This window comes from Shewanella sp. YLB-07 (assembly GCF_009377275.1).
This window is the reverse complement of the sequence record NZ_VOQB01000003.1, coordinates 433334-454060: the sequence shown is the minus strand read 5'-3', so window position 1 is coordinate 454060 and position 20727 is coordinate 433334. Positions and strand designations below refer to the sequence as shown.

The window sequence follows — 20727 nt, the reverse complement described above, 5'->3', positions numbered from 1 at the left end:
GTATTCCCCCGTATGTCTGATCGCGCTAACCCTGCTGCTAATCATGGATTTTCATCTCTATCCCTAAAACCAGAATTGCTGCAGGTGTTGACTGAATTAGGCTATAGTCAGCCTACACCGATTCAGACTCAGGCGATTCCGGCAATTTTAGCCGGACAGGACATCATGGCCGGTGCTCAAACCGGCTCGGGAAAAACCGCCGCGTTTGCGCTGCCCATTCTCAATAGGTTAAGCGCACAAACCTGTCTGCAAAAGCCTGAAGCGCAAAACTCTGTCGACAAACCTGCTATTCATGCCCTAGTGTTGACGCCAACCCGTGAGCTGGCTTTGCAGGTCCATGGGAGCTTCGTTAAATACGCTAAGCAGACTCAGCTTAAATCTGCTCTGGTATATGGCGGTGTAAGCATAGATGCTCAGGCTCAGATCTTAGCGGCTGGGGTCGATATCTTGGTTGCCACCCCTGGGCGTCTGCTGGATCACTTAAGGCGTGGTTCTCTGAGCCTTAGTTTACTTGAATTTTTGGTATTCGATGAAGCCGATCGTATGTTGGATATGGGCTTTAAAGATGAGATAGATGCCATCGTCAAACAGCTGCCTAAGACTCGCCAAACCTTGTTGTTTTCTGCTACCTTCGATGAATCACTCTATGGCTTGAGTCAATCACTATTACGCGATCCTAAACTTATCGAGGTAGGTGAGCGAAATGCCGCGGCTGTCGAAATTGAGCAGCGGGTTTATGCCGTCGACAGTGACAGAAAGCTTGGCTTAATCACTCATCTTATCGAGTCGGGTAAGTTACAGCAGGTACTCATTTTTAGCCGTAAGAAGGTGGCCGCCGACAAGCTGGCCGCTAACTTAATCAAGGCGGGGATTTCGGCTCAGGCTTTTCATGGCGATCTCTCTCAGGGCGCACGGGAAAAGGTGCTGCAAAGTTTTAAGGATGGTGAAGTTCGCGTGCTGGTGGCGACAGACGTTGCTGCAAGGGGGATCGATATTATCGACCTTAACTATGTGGTCAACTATGAATTGCCCTATAAGGCCGAGGATTATGTTCATCGTATCGGCCGCACGGGCCGCGCTGGTAATAAGGGCGTTGCAATCACATTACTCTGTCGTGAAGATGAGCATCTGCTCGAAGAAGTTGAAGCCGTGCTCGATAAGCGGCTTCCTCAGCAGTGGTTAGCAGGCTTTGAGCCTGATCTGACTAAGAGTGTAGATACACCCAAGAAAGGGGGGCGAAATGCCCACAAGCAGCGCGCCAAGAAGCGAGCTAATGGCGGTAGGCGAGGTCGTTAATACTAGAGTCGAACGTTAAAATTACTGATATTCTGTTAGCTCGGCTGCGTAAATGAGATCAGATGGGGGTAAACTTTGTCTGATCTAGATATTAAGATCACCAAATAAAACCTGTATCTGAACTCCTTGTTTTAAATCGGCTGAGGATCAATTTTTTACCCTAAGTAAGCTGTTAGTCTCATCTCCCGTTTGTGAACAGAAACGGAGCCTCACATGTCTAATCCTATCCATAATGATAATACCTCATCGATTGAAGCTGTTAATCGTTGCGTGAATAAGCGCATCAGTACCAGCATTGCACAAGTTCCATTAGCGAGTTTTATCTTCAATGCATCGGGCCCACGTTGTACCGAGGAAGATGAACTTAACTTGCTTGGAGCCTCAGCTTCTGCTGCCATCATGACTAAATCCTGCACTCTGAAGCCCAGAGAGGGCAATGCCGAGCCGAGATACCAAGCTTTGCCTCTGGGCTCTATACAGTCTATGGGGTTACCTAACTTAGGTTATCAGGCATATCTGGAGATGCTGCCTAGGTTAAAGCAAGCTATCTCTCCCCAAACCAATAAGCCGATAGTGGTGAGTGTTTCAGGCTTCTCAATCACTGATAATGTGGTCATGGTTAAGGCGTTTCAAGCCAGCTGCGCCGACCTTATCGAAGTCAATTTTTCTTGCCCCAATATCGAAGGCAAGCCTCAGGTCGGATACGATTTTGAGCAGACTGAGCGAGCATTGGAGCAATTATGCCAGCTAGGCAGTAAGCCTATAGGTTTAAAATTGCCACCTTATTTCGATTTTTCCCATTTCATCACCATGGCTAATATCATCAAGAAGTTTCCGGTGAGCTTTATCACCTGCATCAACTCCGTGGGTAACACCTTAGTGATAGACCCGGAAACCGAGAGTGCCATCATCAAGCCAAAGGGCGGCTTCGGCGGCTTGTGCGGTGATTACATTAAGCCTATCGGTCTTGCCAATGTTAGGGCTTTTAGTCAGCTTCTGCCTTCGAGCATAGATATCATAGGAGTTGGCGGAATCAAAACCGGCACTGATGCGTTTGAGTATCTGCTGGCTGGCGCGTCGGCGGTACAAGTCGCGACTTGTTTCGAGAAGGAGGGGGTTGAGTGCTTCGATAGGATTGCTAAGGAGCTCGATAGCATAATGGTCGCTAAGCAGTATTCAAGCATCGCGGCCGCCAAGGGCAAGTTGAAAATGATTTAATACATTAAGATCCTAGGATCTAGGTCCTAGGATCTTTGCAGCAGATTTAACTTTCTTCTGTTAATCCTGCTAAGTCTGAGTTGACCCAAGATTGCGTCAATCTTGCTAATGCACAGTAAAAGTCGCCACTGTCACACTGAGTCACTTTAGCGGCAAACTTGCCTAGCCAGCTGTTGAGGTATGACTCGATAAAGCTGAGCTGCTCTTCGTCGCTAGCCGATAAGCATAGATGCTCAACATAAGCCAAGATCACCGCTAAGTGATCCGCAGGCTCAGGGAAGCTGGTTTGCACCTGCAGCTGGCTCTGTTTAAGAAACAGCACCATCAGCTGATGCTGCTCACCAAACAGTAAGGGCTGATCGCCACCCTTAGCGCTCTTGCTTGTATCTTGGAGATAGAGGCTGGCATAGGGTGAGGCACTGTGTTTGGTGCCCACCAAAAACAGGCCGCAATAATCTGCGGCAAGCTCCATCAGAGCCTTATCTGACGTTAAGCTTTCCAGCACGCTAACCATGGCATCGACATCTTGCTTAAAGCTTGGCTCACTGGCGAGCTGAGCCCAGAATGCTTTGGCAGGCTCACTGGTCAGCTCATGGAGCAGTTGATGATCGATCTCCTTAGCAAACAGGGAGGAGAGCAGGCGATAGACCATGGCTCGTGCTTTATTCATGTCTGTGTTATTCATCTGATCCTCTGATATTGCCGGGTTAGTTATGCTGTTTTCCATATTATCACTATTCTTTGCTGGTTATACCAAGGTCTCAACCGGGCCATCGAATGAACTGACCTGAGGCACCTTGCCACGGAACTTCTCAAACTCAACCTGGCAAGTGTAAGCGGCGCAGGCTTGAGCGAGCTTAGAGGTGCCGATATCTTGGGTTAGCGTGTTTGGATCGCCATAGCTACACAGGGCGCCAACTTCGGCTCCGCCTTCCTTGCTGCCATCTTTACCAACTGGGCCATACCAAGCGCCTTCGTGGATGCGTATGATGCCTTTCGGGAAGCTGTCCGATATCACAGCGCCGGCAAGTAGTTGACCACGGTCGTTAAACACCCGGACGATATCACCATCCTTGATGCCACGAGACTTGGCATCTTCGGGGCTCAGGTATACCGGCTCACGGCCTTGAACCGTATAGGTTTCACGGTACTCTTGCGACTCACACATCTGTGAGTGGAGGCGTTTATCTGGATGACATGACTGCATCCAAACCGGGAACTTGTTTGAACCCGGACCGCCATGGCTACGTTCTGTCTTCTCCATCCAGGTTGGATGGCCGGGACAATCATCATAGCCAAATTGAGCTATCTTGCGGCTGAAGATCTCGATAAGCCCCGATGGGGTGCCCAATGGATTGATCTCAGGGTCTTCTCTGAAGTCCGCATGTCGGGTCCATGGCTTACCTTCACCGAAGTGAACATAACCATCCTTCCAGAAAGTATCGAAGTCCGGCATAGCGAACTTGCCAGCATTGGCTGATTTACAATCGTTATACAGCTTCTTCAACCAGTCCTGCTCGCTCATGTTACGAGTATATTCTTTCTCTTTACCCATGACCGCGGCGAAACGGGTGAAGATCTCGAAGTCAGACAGACTCTCGAATAGGGGCTCAACCATCTTGTGCATCGCGAGTATGCCGCGGTTGGCGTAGCTGCCGTACACATCGATATCGTTACGCTCAAGCGTGGTACAAGCCGGCAGAACTATGTCTGAGAAGCGGCAGGTGGCGGTCCAGTTCATATCGATAGTGACCACACACTCAAGCTTATGGAACGCCTGCTTCATCTTGTTTCTGTCTTGATGATGGTTCCAGGGATTGTTGCCCGAGAACACCATCATCTTGATATCAGGGAAGGTGACCTTAGAGCCGTTGGCATCGATAGTCTTGCCGGGTTCCATAATCGCGTCGATCCAGCGGGCAACCGGAATGGTGCTGCTGGCGCCCTTGAAATCATTGCTATCGAACAATGGCTTCTGATCTTCATCCAGGTTACGTGGAAATGCCCCAGGTGCAGCAGCGCCCGATGAAGGCACACCGATACTCGAGTAGTGGTGTCCATAGCTGATGCCGCCGCCGGGTAGGCCTATTTGGCCAATCATGGTGGCCAGAACCGCCGCCATCCAGTAGGGCTGCTCGCCGTGTTGCTGGCGCTGAATACACCAGCCCATCATCAACTGAGTACGGCCCTGGGTCATTACCTTAGCCAGATCGCGGATGATCTCTGGGGTTACCCCTGAGATTTTACTGGCCCATTCGGGTGTCTTGGCTACGCCGTCGCTCTCACCGAGCAGGTAAGGCAGGAATCTGTCGAAACCTAGGCTGTAACCATCGATAAACGTCTTATCGTGTAAACCCTTAGTAACCATCTCATGGGCGATACCTAGCATAAGTGCCACATCTGTCTGTGGATTAACGTAGAGCTGCTCACAGCCCAGGTATTTCTGAGTCTTAGTGATCACAGGATCTATGCTGATCACGCGGATCTTACCTTGCTTAACCTTCTCCTTGAGCTGAGCAAGGTAAGCGAAGGACTCATGGGTCTCAGCGTTCCAACCCACCTGCAGGTTCTTGTAAGGGTCGTTTGACCACAAGATGATGGTCTTAGATTCCTCGAGGATCAGTGGCCAGGAGGTGCCCTGGGCATAGACTTCGGTGGAGCCTAAGATGTAAGGCATGATGGTCTGTCCGGCACCTGTGGAATAGTCGCCAATCTTCTTAACGAAGTTGCCATGCATGCCGATGGCGCGCTGCATATGGCTGGTGCTCGAATGCAGTTGGCCGGTGGCGCGCCAGCCGGTTTGACCCGCATGCAGGCCAGATGGACCGTACTTAGTTTGCACCTCATCGAGTGAATCTTTCAGCAGATTAAGCGCCTTGTCCCAGGTGACACGGACGAAGCGAAAATCGCCGCGCTGTGTGGTGTCACTCTTATGTCCGTTTAGCAGGAAGTCGAGACGCACCATAGGGTAGCGAACCCGAGATGGGTTGTAGACCAGGCCCTTGATGCCGTTAATCATATCCGTAGGATACTTGTCTAAGTCGAATGGCTTAACCTGATCGATAACGCCGTTCTTACGTTTTATCTTAAACGCGCCGAAGTGAGTGCCCGTGGTTAACCAACCATCTTTCGACTTAGCGCCCGAAGCCGCCAGCGCATTGAGTGGTGCCAGTACCGATGCGCCGCTCAGGACCACATAAGATGTCGATACAAGTCCTTTTAAAAAGTGTCTTCTGTTCATGTCTGTTGTCCTAAATTAATGCGCTGACTTGTCGAAATTTGGGTATGATGCGTTGCAATCAGACTGATCATTTCTATTTTGATATTCATAGTTCCAGTCCTCAATACTAGTGCGCTGACTTGTCGGAATTTGTGTATAAGTGCGCTGCAATCAGACTGATTATTTTTTATTTTGATATTCATAGTTCCAGTCCTTATGATTAATGCGCTGACTTGTCGAAAGTAGATGAGTGCTCTTGCAGGTACTTCTGCACTAAGGCTTGCGTATCTTGGTCCATGTTGACGAAGGCTATCATGCCCTGGAACATACCCGGCCAGCTGTTGGCATCGAAGTGATTCTCGTCAGGCTGGGTGTGACATACGCTACAGCTGGTGGAATATGTCGAGCGGGCATAGTCCCACAGAGGTTGAAGATCGGTGACAAGATAGTCTTTTTCTGTCCAGATCTTAGCCTCGACACGTTGCCAAGTCAGGCCTGTCATAGGATCTTCCTTCTCTTCGAAGACCTGCATCACGCCCTCTTCGAGCGCCGCATCTTTGGTCAGTTGCGCAGACAGTATGTTGAGGCCGAAATCGTAATAGATGACGCGACCCGCACCGATCTTCTTACGCCAGCCGTCTATGCGTACCTTAACGCGGTTGCCTTTGGTCTCTAGTACCTTGACCTTAGTGGCTATGTTCAGAGTTCCCGCTTCAACGTCTGTCTTATCGTTGTAGAATAATGGCTTAGTTAACGCGGTGAAGTAGAACTGTTCGGTTTGCAGTGACCTTTCACCAGAGCCTACTTGAGCGATGAGCTCCGGGGCGCGTGAGGTACCCATATCGGGTAACTTGTGTGCGATTCCCTTGTGACAATCGATACAGCTTTGATCTATCTCGGCGGCTCGCTTCATCTGCTTCTGAGCCAGTTTTGACATGTCTTCCCACTTCATCGAGTCGTAGTTATGACAGTTTTTACAGGCGAGAGAGTTATCACGATCGAATCGTTTCCACTCACGGCTGGCCATCTCGAGACGTTTATCTTCAAATTTTTCTGGGGTATTTACCGTCTGTAGCATCCAACCCCACATGTCGTGAGAGGCCTCAATCTTACGGGCAATCTTACGGCTCCAGTTGTGTGGCACGTGACAATCGGGGCAGGTCGCTCGCACGCCGGAATGATTCGACCAGTGGACGGTTTCCTGTAGCTCCTTGTATGGCATGCTCTCCATACTGTGACAGCTGATACAGAACTCTTCGGTATTGGTCATCTCAAGAGCCGTGTTAAAACCGCCCCAGAAGATGACACCCATAAGAAAGGCCGAGAGACTGACTGTGCCTAAGGTTAGGTACTTGGCAGGCTTGGTCAGTGTGCGCCAAATGTTGATAAACCACTTCATAACAGCATCCTTTAAATCTAAAAATTTGTTTCGTCGTTTGAGTTTTTTTACGTGTTGTTAATTCGCTATTAGTGGCCGACGACTCCGCCAAATGCCTGGATCATCCAAATAATGAAGCCATAGGCACTGATGCCTGTGATGGTGACGATGGGAAACAACAGGAAGATGATAAAACCTAGGGCTTTAAGCTCTTTGGTTTTAACTTGCTTGACTGATTCTGATGACGTTTGCTGTGTCATAGCGGACTCTCTCTAGTGATCTTATCTCTGATGACACCAATATAGAGCAGGAATATGAACAGGAGTCATGCATGGAATGAATGAGTTTTGACAAAATATGAAGAAATATGAACAAAATCTGCCACCGGCTAACTCTCGCTGACATGACCATAAATTAGGGCTCTGAAATGGCTATCGATATTAGAGAAACTGGGATAATATCCAATCCACTTTTGGCCATTTTTATTAGGTTGTTGACGATGAGATCTTTCACCTCATTTATGCTCATTTTACTGTTGGGTGTATGCTCTTTTGGGGCTTGGAGTCACGATACAAACCCAAGTGCTCATGATACAAATTTAAGTGATCATAATAGACATTCAGATCAAGTCAGAGTGGCACAGCTTAGTTTTATTTGGATTTCTCAGATCGAAAAAGGTGCTGAGATCCTGGAGAAAGGGGAGGGTGATCTTGAAAACATTATCGGGTTTCGTGGCAATCATTACCGCTTTCTTGGAAGTGAAATTATAGGAAACCAAGATATATTAAGACTTGAAGCTCATTCAGCTAACGCTGTGAGCATAGAGCTGACTCAAAATGGCGCAGCTAAGTTATCAAGTGCAACGGCAAATAATATTGGTAAGCAGATGGCAGTGTTGCTTGATGGGAAAGCAGTAAATGTTGCAACCGTTCAGATGAGGTTAGGTGCTGTAATGATTATTACAGGCCTGACAGAGGAACAAGTAAACGACTTAGTTCTTAGATTCTAGAACCTAGGAATTAGATATTTATCGCCACTAACTGCCAAATTGGAAAGTTATTTGAGATGCCGAGTCTATGGAAGTTCATTATCTGATACATACAATAGCAATACGGTATAAACCTTAGGCTCAAAAAAACCATAACAGAATAGTCGCACTCGTTCGTTTTTTAGAACAATTGTAAGATCAGCCACTCATTTTCTAGGTCTAAAGTATTAGATGCTGTAAACTTCGGCGTCAACAAAGGCTGTGATTTAGCGTGTTTAACGCCGATGATAGTTAACCAGAGTGTTGATTATCCGCAGGTCACAATAAAATACAATCAAGTATTCGTGGATCTCTCACCCGTTTGATTAACGGGGCTCTCACCTGCCACAGCCTTATAAATTTAAGAGATCAAAGGTATAAAATTATGCAGTCTGAACAGACGAGCCCTACACAAGATACATCGTTAGATACACAAGCTAATTCCAGTTCTTTCCTGGATAACTACTTCAGTATTACTCGACGTGGCAGCACCCTAAAGCGTGAACTCATCGCGGGATTAACCACCTTCCTGGCTATGGTCTACTCGGTGATCGTGGTGCCTAATATGTTGGGAGCCGCGGGCTTCGATCCCGGCGCCGTGTTTATTTCCACCTGTATGATAGCCGCATTCGGCTCTTTATTGATGGGCTTATGGGCTAACTTACCCATGGCCATAGGTTGCGCCATTTCATTAACGGCTTTTACCGCTTTTAGCATGGTGTTGGGTCAGGGCATCTCAATCCCCGTGACTTTAGGCGCCATTTTCTTGATGGGAGTGGTATTCACATTTGTGAGTGTGACCGGTCTACGTCAGTGGATACTGACTAACCTGCCAAAGGGCATAGCCCATGGGACTGGTATCGGTATCGGATTGTTTCTATTGTTGATCGCCACTAACAGTGTACAGCTCATCGTCGGCAGTGATGCCGGGCTGCCTGTGAAACTGGGTGATATTACCAGCCTGCCTGTGATTGCTGCCATTGTCGGTCTGGCAGCCACCATAGGTTTCGAGCGTCGCGGCATACCAGGCGGGATATTGATCGTGATCGTTGCCTTGTCAGTTTTTGGTCTGATATTCGACCCTGCAGTTAAATATCAAGGTCTATTCGCTTGGCCGGATCTTATGTCTGAGCAGTCTCTTATCGGTCAGCTGGATATCATGGGCGCCCTGAATCCAGTGGTCTTGCCAATTGTATTAGCCTTGGTGATGACGGCGATATTCGATGCGACCGGCACGATACGCGCCGTTGCAGGGCAAGCCGGCTTGCTGGATAAAGATGACAAGATAATCGGTGGAGGAAGGGCACTAACTTCAGACTCGGTCAGCAGTATCGTCGCCGGTGCCGTTGGGGGAGCACCTGCCGCCGTGTATATCGAGTCAGCCGCTGGCACCGCAGCCGGCGGTAAGACGGGACTTACTGCAACCATAGTCGGTCTGCTGTTTGTCATGATGATGTTCCTCGCACCGCTGAGCTATCTGGTGCCAGCTTACGCCACGGCGCCAGCGCTTATGTATGTGGGTCTATTGATGCTGAGTAATGTCACTAAGCTGGATTTTAATGACAAGGTCGATGCTATGGCAGGATTGACCTGTGCCATCTTCATCATCTTAAGTTCGAACATCGTCACCGGCATCATGCTGGGGTTTGTCACTCTGGTGATTGGCCGTTTATGCAGCGGTGAATGGCGCGCGCTCAAGCCCGGTGTAATAGCCATTACCTTAGGCCTAGTTATCTTCTATATGGGTGGTTGGGCGATATAATGGAATATAGGTCCTAGGAGTAAGTTCCTAGGACCTATCTCTTAGCTCGAAAAAGCTTTTAACAGATCTTTCCAGGTGATGATGCCCACAAGCTTTCCCTTATCTAAAACGGGTAATGAGCCTATATCATGCTCGAGTAGCAGCTTACTGGCCTGCTTGATGGTTTTATTTGGGGCTATGGTGACTGGTTTTCTTGTCATCACCTGATGAGCTCTTCTTTGCAGGGTTTCACTGTCGCGTTCGGTTTCGTTGATATTGCCTATATTAGGGCTCAACGCTCGTAGATAGTCGCGTTCAGACAGTATTCCCTGCAGTTCATCGTGTTCGATAACCAGTAGGTGATGGAAGGGCGCATTATCAAATATCTCTTTGGCCACTGTGAGCCTATCGTCCATCTCTATGGTGACGATGCGGGTGATCATGATCTCTGATACTCTTATATCCAGCTTTAAGTCCATATAAGCCTCCCTTCACAAAACATAAATGTGAGTGTTTACATATTTATAACAGTTAGATAAGGTGGAGGGAAGTTAATCTTCTATGGGTTATACCAATGTACTCATAGGCAGTGAAATATTAAAAGTGCAGCCGGCACCGAGTTCCGAATGCAGGCGTATTTCCCCCTCTAGTTCCCGAGTCACTAAGTTATAGACGATATTCATGCCTAAACCACTGCCTCCCTTACCTCGCTTAGTGGTGAAGAAGGGATCGAATATCTGCTCTTGAACTGATGCAGACATACCACAACCATTATCTTGGTAGATCATCTCGATACCACTCTCAACCTTAATGACGTTGAGGGTTAATTTCCCTGAGTGACCGTCAGGAAAGCCATGTACGACCGAGTTATTGAACAAGTTACTGATGATTTGATAGAACACCCCTGGGCGGCTCTTAACCATGAGGTTATCGGGGCATTGATAGGAATACTGATGCCCGGTTCTCGACAGTAAAGGGTTTAGCGCGAGGAAGATCTCATCCAGGTAGACTTTTAAGTTGAACTCCTGAATATCTTCATGGGATTGATCCACCGAGACCTGTTTAAAACTCTTAATTAGCTTAGCTGCCCGGTCTAAATTGGAGAGTAAAAGTATCGAGGCCTCATAGACTTCATTTTGATATTGCTCAAAGTCTTCATGGGAGACATCGCCTTCGGTATACTTCTTGTTAAATACCTTCACGCTTTCTTGTAGATGAGATGCCGCTGTGACACTGATGCCTATTGGTGTATTGATCTCATGGGTGATACTGGCAACGAGTCCACCTAATGTGGCCATCTTCTCTTTGTTAATGAGCTCACTCTGAGTAAATTCGAGTTTTTCTAAGGCCTGCTTAAGTTCATCGTTGCTTTGTTGAAACTGTAGCGTTCTCCCCAGTACTCTTTTTTCTAAATCTTGATTCAAAGTGATGAGTTCTGCCTCAGTCTCCTTCTGTGATTGAATGTTCTTAATAGTGCCAGCTAGCCTGGTTGGAGCGCCCAGATTATCCCTGTCGATGACTTGACCTCGGTTCTGTACCCATAGCCAGTGGCCATTCATCATCTTGCCACGATAAATCATCTCGAACTTATCTATACCTTGATTTATACATGCATCCATTTTGGGTTTGATATCGACTAGATCGTCAGGGTGAATACAGGTTTTCAGCGTCTCTTGCAGGTGAGTTTCATTGCTTGGATAATTGAGAAAAGTATTGGTGCGTACCACCTTGCTATTTTTTACATCCCAATCCCAGAACTCATCTCCGCTGCCCCACAATGAGAGTTGTAGTCTCTGCTCACTCTTCTCTTTATCTCGAAGTAAACGTGCCTGCTGATTGAACTTATTCACTCTTGAGTAAAATGTCATTGAAAATATTGAGATTAGTGCCAGCGAATATAGCGCATAAGCCCACCACGATCGCCAAGGGGAGGGCAGAATTTTTACGTTTACTTGTCTGACCGGACTAGATTGGCCATTAATGTCTTTAGCTTTCAGGAGGAAAATATAGGCACCAGCAGCTAAACCCGTGAAATGGACCGATTGATCTTTATTGGTGGCTAGCCATTTGTCATGCAGGCCTATCATCCTATATTCATAACTTAAGCGGGTGGCCCGGTGAAGCTCAGGACTATGAAAATGAAACGTGAATAGGTCATCTTCATAGGTTAAGGTTAACTTAGTTTCCTGGGCTATTGGTGAATGCTGTATACGAGCAGGGTCTGTTGAGCTTCTCACCGAGAGGCGATTAATTACCGGTTTTCTTGGTGCTGGTAATTTGGGAAGTTGAGAGGCAAAGAAATAATTAAAACCATTGATTCCTCCAAGGTAAACACGATTGTCATCGTCGATAAAACCTGCCCCATAATTAAATTCATTATCCTGCAGACCATCAATAATGGTGTAGTTTTTTATATTGAAATTCTGGGTGTTTAATTGGCTTAGACCTGATGAAGTACCAATCCAGAGTCGCTGCTGTTTATCTAAGATGGTGAGGTAGGCCGTATCGCCTATGAGGCCATTATCCATGTTGAACACTTGGCTTTCATATGTGATGGGATCGAAAGAGAAAACCCCTTCGGTAGACCCAAGCCAAAGCAGGCCGGTATCGCTTTCAAACAGAGCCAATAGATGCCTGTTGGGGATGGGGGATTCTGTGTCAGTGCTGAAATGGGTGAATTTTCCTTCCGGGGATAGTTTACTTAAACCTGCGGTATATGAAGCAAACCAATAATTATTCGCTTTATCTTGTATCACCGCATTAACTTCGTTACTCGCTATGGAGTTTGCGTCATCCCGCTTATGTTTATATTGGGTAAAGCCATGCTCTTCGTCTATATACTTAGCGACTCCGGCATTGCGGGTTGTGAGCCAGGCATTGTCTTGATGATCGAAGTATATGCTCAATACCAGATCGCTTGGCAGGCCATTGGGGTTATTAGGCTCATGCTTATAATGCACATAACTTTGCTTATCTGCAGTGAAGATGAATAAGCCTTCACCTCGGGTGCCGACCCAAAACCTATCTTGTTTATCTTCTATGATAAAACTGATAAAACTCTGGGAGAGCCTAGATCCTGGCACCTCGAATAACTCGAAGCCAGTGATCTTTTTGTGCTTATTTTCTTGTGCACGATAGAGCCCCATAGACGTACCAATCCAGAGTTGCTGATGCCTGTCTCTGTAAATACTCCTGATATTACCGTTGTGTAGATTATTATCAGTGAAACTGAAGGGATGTATATGGCCGAAGGTTTCGGCTTCGAGATAGATCTTATTGAGCCCACCTCCTTGGGTGCCAATCCAGAGCTGATTCTCACTATCTAAGCTTAAGGCTGTCACTATCGGGCTACTCAAACTATATGCCTTGTCTGGGTCGCTGATGAAATATTGGATTGTTTTGTTCTGAGGTGAGTATCTGGCTAACCCGACGGATTCTACTCCAAGCCAAAGTTTACCGAATCTGCCTTGTTGTATATTGGTTATTTTTCTTCCTCTGAGACTAGACGCAGACGTGATCTCTTTTAGTGAACCTGTATAGATATCGAATAAGTATAACCCTTTGCTTTTCGTTCCAATCCACAGGGTATTGCTGTGTCCTACTTCGAGGCTGGTGATGCTATCCATGATTTTAGATTGAATATTGGGGTAATCAATCACTTCACCCTTGCTATTTATCTGGGATAGGCCTTTGTCTGTGATTAACCATAGCCTGTCGAACTTATCGACGAAGACTTGTTTGACATGATTGCTGTTGAGCTGATCACTCGCTTGGCGATAATGTTTGATAATTTCATTGCTTGCTGGAGAGTATCGGATCAGTCCTATTGAGTTCGTTGCTAGCCATAAATTTCCTTGGCCATCTTGGCCTATGTCTGTATACATCGCCTTGGGGAGTAGGGTATTTTCACTGTTGTAAGATTTAAAGGTGTCGGTCGACGCCTGATAAAGATTTAATCCATCACTTTTGGTGAGTAACCAAAGTTGTTTTTTTCTGCCGAAGAATAGTTTTTTTATGTGTTTTTCGGTTGGACCGCGATTATCACCGGTCACCCGATAGATTTTAAATTGTTCTCCGTCAAACCGATTTAACCCATCTTGGGTCGCGACCCACAGGTAGCCAGCATCATCAGTAGCGATATCTGTGACTGTATTCATGGACAAGCCATGCTTAGCTTCATAAAAGTCGAATTTGACTGGGCTGGCCCAGGCAAGATTCGCCACGAGTAAGAAAGACAGAAAGGTAAGACTTCTCATTATACTGAGTTTAGGGTTCTATAAGTGATTTAGTCTTTAAGTTTAGAAGCTAACAATAAAAGTGCGTACAAGAGGGGCAATAAAAAATAGACAAAAAAAAAGAGTGGCAGAGCCACTCTTTTTTTGGGAGGAGGTAACTTAGAATATCAGATGCGCTACACCAGCAATGATAGGCAGAGTGACCAGAGTACGCAGGATAAATACCACGAAAAGCTCGAAAATGTTGATTGGGATCTTGCTGCCCATCAATAGCGCGCCAACTTCACTCATGTAGATAAGCTGAGTCACAGACAATGCGGCAATGATGAAACGTGTCATATCCGACTCGATTGAGCTAGCAAGAATCGAAGGGATAAACATATCGGCAAAACCGACCACTATGGTTTTGGATGCTTCGGCCGCTTCAGGGACCTGTAACAGCTCTAAAAGCGGGATAAAAGGCATACCTAAATACTGAAATACTGGTGTATATTCCGCGATAATCAAGGCAATAGTGCCGATCCCCATGACAACAGGAATAACGCCAAACACCATGTCGATGACATTCTTTATGCCATCTGTAAATGTCTGCTTGATACCGTTGGCTTGTCCAGCTTTGGCGAGAGCCTGTTCTAAGCCCCAGGAAAATACACCGTGTCCCTGTGGGATCACTTCATCATCTGGGTGTCTTGGGGTGTTGTCGATATAGTTATCTTTCTTCCAACGCAGGGGAGGGAGTTTAGGGACGATAATCGCAGCCAAGATGCCTGCTAAACAAACGGTTAAGTAGAAAGGCACAAACATATGCTCGAGTCTGACCTGAGAGATTACTACCAGGGAGAAGGTAATTGACACCGCAGAGAAAGTGGTGCCAATAACCGCGGCTTCTCTCTGAGTATATAAACGCTTCTCATATTGCTTACTGGTCATTAAGATGGCGACGCTGCCATCACCTAACCAAGATGCCATACAGTCGACGGCGCTACGTCCTGGCAAGTTAAATACTGGACGCATTATTTTAGTTAATAACGTGCCGATAAATTCGAGTAAACCAAAATTCATCAGTAACGGCAGTAACATACCTGCGAAAATGAACACACTAAATAGTGATGGCAAGAGGTCATTTAAGATCAGCGCACCAGTATCACCAGATGTGATCGCTTCAGGACCCACACCGAAGAAGGTCATCACTACGAATATGGCGCCAAGTAAGCGAACAACCAGCCAGGCTGGCGTGACATTGAGCAGTGAGTTGAAGAATGCATGATTGATGATCATCGCAGGCTTAAACAGTTTAGTGATCACACTCGCCGTGGTTGTTATCGCGATAATCGCGGTGACTATAGCTGTGATCGTGTTACCAAGTAGGCTCTGTAGCCCCTTAGATACGATAGCGATTGGGATAGTGATAGCGTCGTTATAACTGATAGGCGTCATAAACAACAGTAGACCTATCAATGACGGAATAATAAACGTCAATATCGTTTTTATGTTATGGGTTTGTTTTTCAGCCACTTTTTTTACCCTAAATTACCGTTTTGGCACAATTGCAATAAGTTAACATTTCATCCGATTTGAAATTAATTTTGAATATCCATTCAAATCGAGGGGGGCAAGATTACCCCCTTAAATCCTGTATGTAAAACGATTCTCAGGCTTGATGGGATTAATCACCGTTAAAGCATAGTTATTACACCTTTCTGAGTATTTATATCTTAGTGAAATAGACAAGGATACATGATGTATGTTTTTGGTTTTGCTGTGGTTAATTTTTGTGGTTGCAGGTGTTTGGTTTGTGTTTCTTTTATGTGTTTGGTGGCGTTTTTGCAAAGGAAATCGACGTGCTCATGGAGTCACGCCGCTATTGTTCGAGGTGATAAAGCAAGGTTAGCCGAAAGTCTCTCTCATGCTCTTGGCTTTGTCGGCATTCATCTTCAGTTCGAGTGCCTAAGCTTCGGGGGATTGATATGAATGACACTGCCACCTCTAATGATAATTATTCTGTCAGTTAGCATTAAGGCATTATTGTCAGTGATGGCTAAACTTGATAGATAAAAGGTGGCGCCACCTACATGTTAATGAATAAGGAGAGGAGTAGATGAAACTCAAACTTAGGATCCTAGCGCTAATAACCTTACTTATTCCCTCATATCTTTTCAGTGTCGAGCAACCCCTATCTATCGCCTTTGTTGAGTATCCTCCTTATCATTTCACTTCAGGTGATGGCGTTGAAGGGATATCGATTCGCATAATAGAGGAGGCTTTTAGACGAACTGAGACCCCTATTGAGTTCAATGTCATGCCTTGGAGTCGTGCATTGATCTGGCTCAGACTTGGTAAGATTGATGGCATGGTAGGGGTATTTATTCGTCCAGAGCGACTGGAGTATATTGACTACAGTAAGCTTCCACTCTCGAAGGCACAGATACACCTGTTCGTTACTGAGGGCTCAAATATTGAATATAGCGAAGATCTGACTAAGCTTAGTCACTTTCGCTTCGGGGTAAAAAAAGACTTTAGTTACGGACCTTATTTTGATGATTTAGTCGCCCAGAATAAGCTCACTAAACTCACTTATGAAGTGGATATACCGCAACTACTAGTGAAACTATGTACCGGGGTCACTGATATCATGGTTGGGGAGAGGCGTAATAGTGAGTATGTGTTTAACCAGCTAATCAAAGAAACCTACCCGCAGTTGACACGCTGTAAAAAAATTATAGCGTTAACCCCAGCTATAGATGCAAGGCTTGCTTATTTGGCATTCTCTAAACAAAATCAACTTACCGATATTCGTGATAGGTTTGATGAGGCGATGAACTCAATGAAACAGGACGGTAGCCTTAATAGGATTATTCAATCTTATGACCCTCAACTAAGCAATTAACCTGGCAAGCCTCCACACCACTTGGTCATAGTAAAAGGGCAAGTTTTAAAGCTTAACTTGCCCTTTTACTAATCAACTAACTAACCGAAAGTATCTCTCATGCCCTTGGCTTTGTCGGCATTGATCTTCAGTTCGAGTACCGATGCTTCGACGGTTTGCACGGCGCGTAAGTTATCGTTACTGGCTAGGCTGATAGCGGCAATATTTTGATTGATCTCATCGACCACCTGCTTTTGCTGATCTGCGGCTACCGAGTTTTGCTGTGCCAGTGAGTGTATGGTGCTGATTGCCTGATAGATAGTATCTATCTTCTGTGCCGATGCTTGGGTATCGGTGGCACACAACTCGGCTTGAGCCCGGCTCAAATCCATCTGACCGGCCCAGCTGGTTATCATGGCGAACATCTTATCGACGCTGTGGGAGATACTGTTAGTCGATTCTTGTGTGCGTTTCGACAGGGCTCTGACTTCATCGGCGACCACGGCAAAACCTCGTCCCTGTTCGCCGGCGCGCGCAGCTTCTATGGCGGCATTGAGCGCCAGCAAGTTTGTTTGCTCGGCGATGGCATCAATTTCTGACATGGCTGAAGCCACTTGTTCGGCTTCCTTGTTGAGTAAGTGTGCGTTAGCCGCCGCTTCAGTTACTGCTTGGGTGAGTGAGGCAATATTACTGGTATTAGATTGCATCTTGATGCGGCTGTCATGACACAGCTGATAGGTTTCGTCGATGCTGTTCGAGGTCGATTGAGTATTGAGTGCCACCTCGGCTATGGTTGAACCCATCTCCTCCATGGCGCTGGCTATCTGCTCCACTTGCTGACTCTCATGTTCTAAACCTGCATGGGTTTGATTCGCTGCGACGATGAGCTCATCGGCTATTTCATCGATATGTTTGGCATTGTCTTGAGAGCGTCCCAAGACCCCCTGTAGTTTTGCTTTTTGCATCAACATCTGAAAGTCGAGTAGGGAGGAAGTATCGCGGCCGCAATAGACGAAGCGGCTCACGGAATCATAGTCTTGCTTCATCTTCATTAATTTAGCGGGGATTCTGAAGGCTTCGTCGTAGAAGATGGCTAAGTTGAGACCCATGAGCAGCGCGCCAGCTAGAATGATGCCCCAACCCCAGAGAGCCCCCGCCACAGCCAGGCCTGAGGTGGCACAGATTGCGGATAAGATGCGTTTTTGATTTAAACTCAGGGGATCGGAGACGGTTTTTCCCTGATTGAGGCGAGTGTAGATCTGCAGAGCTCTGGTGATAAGCTCATCAGAAGCTTTTATGCGAACCGATTGATAACCTATTATCTCGCCTTTCTCAACCAGAGGAGAGACGAAAGCATCGACCCAGTAATAGGAACCATCCTTACAGCGGTTCTTGACCACGCCCCGCCAAGGTTGACCCAACTTGAGTTTATTCCACAGTTCTTTAAAGGCGGCAGCCGGCATGTCTTGATGCCTGACTAGATTGTGGCTATGGCCGATCAGTTCTGATTCCCTGAAGCCGGAGATATCGATAAAAGTTTGGTTTACGTAGGTAATGACCCCACGTCTGTCTGTATTTGAGATCAGTTCTTCACCAGCTGCGAGTTTTATCTCTCGGCTGGTGGTTCTTGTAAGGTGATTTTTCATGCTACTTTCCGTTCAAAACTGCGAGATCCGTATCAGATTTTTTGTCGGTCATTATTTTTATTAATAAACTATACCGCTTATGTGTTTGTTTTATTTGCATTTTATCAGGTTTATCTTTATGGGGGATAATTTTGTCATAGAGAGTTACTATCAAATAATCGCCTAAAACCATGCAGTAATAAAGATGATCTGTCGGACGGTTGATTTAATTTAGACTATGATATCTAAGGAGTTATACCTTTTCTTGTAAATAAAGCGACCGTTCTCGATTTAAATGGCTAAAAATCAGTGCTAGACCTCTTTAATCAATTCTGCTTCCATGTATGTTAAGGGAGTGTGAGATGGGTGAACTAAGGAAAAATGGCAGAGAAGAGCAGAAAGCTATCCAGTTTAGCGTTTAAGTTTGGTGTACTTGGGAGTGTCGGTTTAATTATCGGCACTGTGTTATCTGTGATTGGATTTCAGGACTTTGAGGGGCATGGCTTTAATTTTCTCAACCACACGCTCAGTGAGCTGGGGCACTATGGTCATTCTAAATTTGCCGTGGTTATCAATGGCGGGCTATTTTTTGGTAGTTTAAGTCTGATTATGTTTTGTCTTTTCTCTATCCAGCTTATGGATAATAGAGCCCTATATCCATTATTAATTGCACTCGTTTGTACGTTTATTTCACTGGCAGCTGCGGGGTTATTTCCTGTTAATGTGTACCATCTGCACACAGCGGCATTAAAGTACTTTTTTTATTCAGGGGTAGTGAGCTCATTCCTCTACCTTATTTATATTCTGATGAGGGGCAGGCTCTTCTATTCTCGCTGGAATGCACTCACAGGTATTTTGACCTTCATCAGTTTCTTAAGCTTTCTATTGTTTCCCCATAAACCTTTGGGGTTAACGACCGCAGGTAGACCCTTTTATCAGGAGATGGTGATGAGCTTGCCCAGACCGGATATCTGGTGGCCTGCGACGTTGGAGTGGATCTGTATTGGGTTATTTATGCTCTGGACCTTAGGCCTGGTCACTAGCTTAAGGTCCAGAGGATGATTTAGTCGCTCGAAGGCTTGAAGGCTTGTAACCTTCCAGTCTTATAGCTTTCTTATCTGGTCTTGTGCCTTACAGCTAAAAACTGGATTCCGGCCATAGGTATGCGGAATGACGTATAGTTTTTTGTGTGTCTGCTTTAAACAGTGCTGAAGCCCGCTTCCTGGTGCCAGTAACCGTTGCAACTGAGCTCAGAGCCGCTCTTTTCTTGTTGCACGTGCAGCTGATGCTCGTCATCAAATAGTTTATCCGCAAGCTCGACACTTCCCATGCCCGAGGGAGAAAGCCTGAAATAATCTATACCCATTTTTTCCATATCGGCTTTTTCTGACGAGAGATCTATGCAGGCCGCGGACTGAGTCTGTATGCCGTTGAGGCGTAACAGGGGCTCCGATTCCTGAGTCTGAGCTAGCAGTCCCTTAGGATTTGAGATACAGATGGTCTGACACTTATCTTTGGTCAGTCCCTTGTGTCTGGCGGTAAAGCAGCGCGCCGAGAGAGCTAGGGGCATAAAGCCATGGCCAAACACCTCGATTTCGAAAGCGGGTGCTTCGATTGAGATAACTTTGTCGAGCCAATGTTTAGAGAGTTCCACCGGCATGACGAAACGCTGCATGCCCCAGCTATGTAGTTTCTTCAAGCTGGCTAAGTTGTAGTTATTGACCGTGGGACCACAGATAAAGGGCAAACCCAGCTCTTTGGCCGCCTGTACCGCGCCCATGTCGTTGGCTTCGATGGTAAACTCACCATTGTCGACCTGTTTCTTCAGTTCGGTATATTCAGATGGTGCTTCCAGCAGTGCCAGAGTAGAGAGTACCACCTCTTTTCCCGAGGCTTTGAGCATACGAGCTAAGTCCATATAATCAGTAAACTTAAGCTCCCGGCGGCGACTGCATATGGTCTCGCCCAGATACACCAGTGGGATTTGGCTATCGGCAACGGATTGATAAAATTCGATAACCTTCTCTTTCGGCCAACAATATAATAATGGCCCGAGTGATACTTTCATCTGTTTTCCTATGTGGTATGACATCTGCCAGACTGCCTGATATTCAGGTCTTA

At 46.4% G+C, this 20727-nt stretch carries 15 protein-coding genes; 6 read left to right on the top strand and 9 right to left on the bottom strand.

The window, feature by feature from the left end:
- Window positions 1-12: 12 nt before the first annotated feature.
- Together FS373_RS08825 and FS373_RS08820 are read left to right on the top strand one after the other, a co-directional pair.
- Window positions 13-1296 (top strand): DEAD/DEAH box helicase, encoded by a 1284-nt coding sequence (locus tag FS373_RS08825; RefSeq protein WP_144045407.1) that lies wholly within the window; start codon window positions 13-15, stop codon window positions 1294-1296.
- A gap of 213 nt (window positions 1297-1509) precedes the next feature.
- Window positions 1510-2514 (top strand): dihydroorotate oxidase, encoded by a 1005-nt coding sequence (locus FS373_RS08820; protein ID WP_144045408.1) that lies wholly within the window; start codon window positions 1510-1512, stop codon window positions 2512-2514.
- Window positions 2515-2560: 46 nt separating this feature from the next.
- On the opposite strand, the gene torD is transcribed toward FS373_RS08820, so the two are convergent.
- The 4 genes from torD to torE form a co-directional block, all read right to left on the bottom strand.
- The gene (gene torD / locus FS373_RS08815; RefSeq protein ID WP_144048863.1) at window positions 2561-3199 is read right to left on the bottom strand and encodes a molecular chaperone TorD; all 639 of its coding nucleotides are present in this window, start codon (window positions 3197-3199) and stop codon (window positions 2561-2563) included.
- Between the two features lie 63 nt (window positions 3200-3262).
- The gene (torA, locus tag FS373_RS08810; RefSeq protein ID WP_144045409.1) at window positions 3263-5755 is read right to left on the bottom strand and encodes a trimethylamine-N-oxide reductase TorA; all 2493 of its coding nucleotides are present in this window, start codon (window positions 5753-5755) and stop codon (window positions 3263-3265) included.
- A 199-nt stretch (window positions 5756-5954) separates the two neighbouring features.
- A complete protein-coding gene (gene torC, locus FS373_RS08805; protein ID WP_152829276.1) occupies window positions 5955-7133 on the bottom strand; it encodes a pentaheme c-type cytochrome TorC in 1179 nt (392 codons plus the stop codon).
- A gap of 68 nt (window positions 7134-7201) precedes the next feature.
- Window positions 7202-7372 carry a trimethylamine N-oxide reductase system protein TorE gene (gene torE, locus FS373_RS08800; protein WP_152829275.1) on the bottom strand — a complete coding sequence of 57 codons (171 nt, stop codon included), beginning with the start codon at window positions 7370-7372 and terminating at the stop codon, window positions 7202-7204.
- Window positions 7373-7539: 167 nt separating this feature from the next.
- On the opposite strand from torE, the gene FS373_RS08795 reads away from it, so the two are divergent.
- Window positions 7540-8121, top strand: a complete 582-nt coding sequence (locus FS373_RS08795) for a SecDF P1 head subdomain-containing protein (RefSeq protein ID WP_152829274.1) — start codon at window positions 7540-7542, stop codon at window positions 8119-8121.
- A gap of 403 nt (window positions 8122-8524) precedes the next feature.
- Window positions 8525-9901, top strand: coding sequence for an NCS2 family permease (locus FS373_RS08790; RefSeq protein WP_227992627.1), 1377 nt, complete (start codon window positions 8525-8527; stop codon window positions 9899-9901).
- A 41-nt stretch (window positions 9902-9942) separates the two neighbouring features.
- On the opposite strand, the gene FS373_RS08785 is transcribed toward FS373_RS08790, so the two are convergent.
- The 3 genes from FS373_RS08785 to FS373_RS08775 all read right to left on the bottom strand — a co-directional run bounded on the left by FS373_RS08785 (window position 9943) and on the right by FS373_RS08775 (window position 15630).
- Window positions 9943-10359 (bottom strand): CBS domain-containing protein, encoded by a 417-nt coding sequence (locus tag FS373_RS08785; protein WP_152829273.1) that lies wholly within the window; start codon window positions 10357-10359, stop codon window positions 9943-9945.
- Between the two features lie 87 nt (window positions 10360-10446).
- Window positions 10447-14136 (bottom strand): two-component regulator propeller domain-containing protein, encoded by a 3690-nt coding sequence (locus FS373_RS08780; protein ID WP_144045414.1) that lies wholly within the window; start codon window positions 14134-14136, stop codon window positions 10447-10449.
- 138 nt (window positions 14137-14274) lie between these two features.
- The gene (locus FS373_RS08775) at window positions 14275-15630 is read right to left on the bottom strand and encodes a YjiH family protein (protein ID WP_322619472.1); all 1356 of its coding nucleotides are present in this window, start codon (window positions 15628-15630) and stop codon (window positions 14275-14277) included.
- Window positions 15631-16213: 583 nt separating this feature from the next.
- Between FS373_RS08775 and FS373_RS08770 the strand changes: the two genes are divergently transcribed.
- Window positions 16214-17002 carry a substrate-binding periplasmic protein gene (locus FS373_RS08770; protein ID WP_152829272.1) on the top strand — a complete coding sequence of 263 codons (789 nt, stop codon included), beginning with the start codon at window positions 16214-16216 and terminating at the stop codon, window positions 17000-17002.
- Between the two features lie 80 nt (window positions 17003-17082).
- Here the strand turns inward: FS373_RS08770 and FS373_RS08765 are convergent, their stop codons facing one another.
- On the bottom strand, window positions 17083-18627 hold the full coding sequence (locus FS373_RS08765; RefSeq protein WP_144045417.1) for a methyl-accepting chemotaxis protein: 1545 nt from the start codon (window positions 18625-18627) through the stop codon (window positions 17083-17085).
- A gap of 360 nt (window positions 18628-18987) precedes the next feature.
- On the opposite strand from FS373_RS08765, the gene FS373_RS08760 reads away from it, so the two are divergent.
- On the top strand, window positions 18988-19668 hold the full coding sequence (locus tag FS373_RS08760; protein WP_144045418.1) for a DUF998 domain-containing protein: 681 nt from the start codon (window positions 18988-18990) through the stop codon (window positions 19666-19668).
- Between the two features lie 136 nt (window positions 19669-19804).
- Here the strand turns inward: FS373_RS08760 and FS373_RS08755 are convergent, their stop codons facing one another.
- A complete protein-coding gene (locus FS373_RS08755) occupies window positions 19805-20674 on the bottom strand; it encodes a U32 family peptidase (protein ID WP_144045419.1) in 870 nt (289 codons plus the stop codon).
- Window positions 20675-20727 lie beyond the last annotated feature (53 nt).

Bases quoted from the DNA above. Each gene is read 5' to 3' on its own strand.
- torC (WP_152829276.1), bottom strand. From the start codon at position 7,133: ATGAAGTGGTTTATCAACATTTGGCGCACACTGACCAAGCCTGCCAAG.
- FS373_RS08820 (WP_144045408.1), top strand. From the start codon at position 1,510: ATGTCTAATCCTATCCATAATGATAATACCTCATCGATTGAAGCTGTT.
- FS373_RS08760 (WP_144045418.1), top strand. From the start codon at position 18,988: ATGGCAGAGAAGAGCAGAAAGCTATCCAGTTTAGCGTTTAAGTTTGGT.
- FS373_RS08825 (WP_144045407.1), top strand. From the start codon at position 13: ATGTCTGATCGCGCTAACCCTGCTGCTAATCATGGATTTTCATCTCTA.
- FS373_RS08785 (WP_152829273.1), bottom strand. From the start codon at position 10,359: ATGGACTTAAAGCTGGATATAAGAGTATCAGAGATCATGATCACCCGC.
- FS373_RS08790 (WP_227992627.1), top strand. From the start codon at position 8,525: ATGCAGTCTGAACAGACGAGCCCTACACAAGATACATCGTTAGATACA.
- torE (WP_152829275.1), bottom strand. From the start codon at position 7,372: ATGACACAGCAAACGTCATCAGAATCAGTCAAGCAAGTTAAAACCAAA.
- FS373_RS08795 (WP_152829274.1), top strand. From the start codon at position 7,540: ATGGCTATCGATATTAGAGAAACTGGGATAATATCCAATCCACTTTTG.
- FS373_RS08780 (WP_144045414.1), bottom strand. From the start codon at position 14,136: ATGAGAAGTCTTACCTTTCTGTCTTTCTTACTCGTGGCGAATCTTGCC.
- FS373_RS08755 (WP_144045419.1), bottom strand. From the start codon at position 20,674: ATGAAAGTATCACTCGGGCCATTATTATATTGTTGGCCGAAAGAGAAG.
- torA (WP_144045409.1), bottom strand. From the start codon at position 5,755: ATGAACAGAAGACACTTTTTAAAAGGACTTGTATCGACATCTTATGTG.
- torD (WP_144048863.1), bottom strand. From the start codon at position 3,199: ATGAATAACACAGACATGAATAAAGCACGAGCCATGGTCTATCGCCTG.
- FS373_RS08765 (WP_144045417.1), bottom strand. From the start codon at position 18,627: ATGAAAAATCACCTTACAAGAACCACCAGCCGAGAGATAAAACTCGCA.
- FS373_RS08770 (WP_152829272.1), top strand. From the start codon at position 16,214: ATGAAACTCAAACTTAGGATCCTAGCGCTAATAACCTTACTTATTCCC.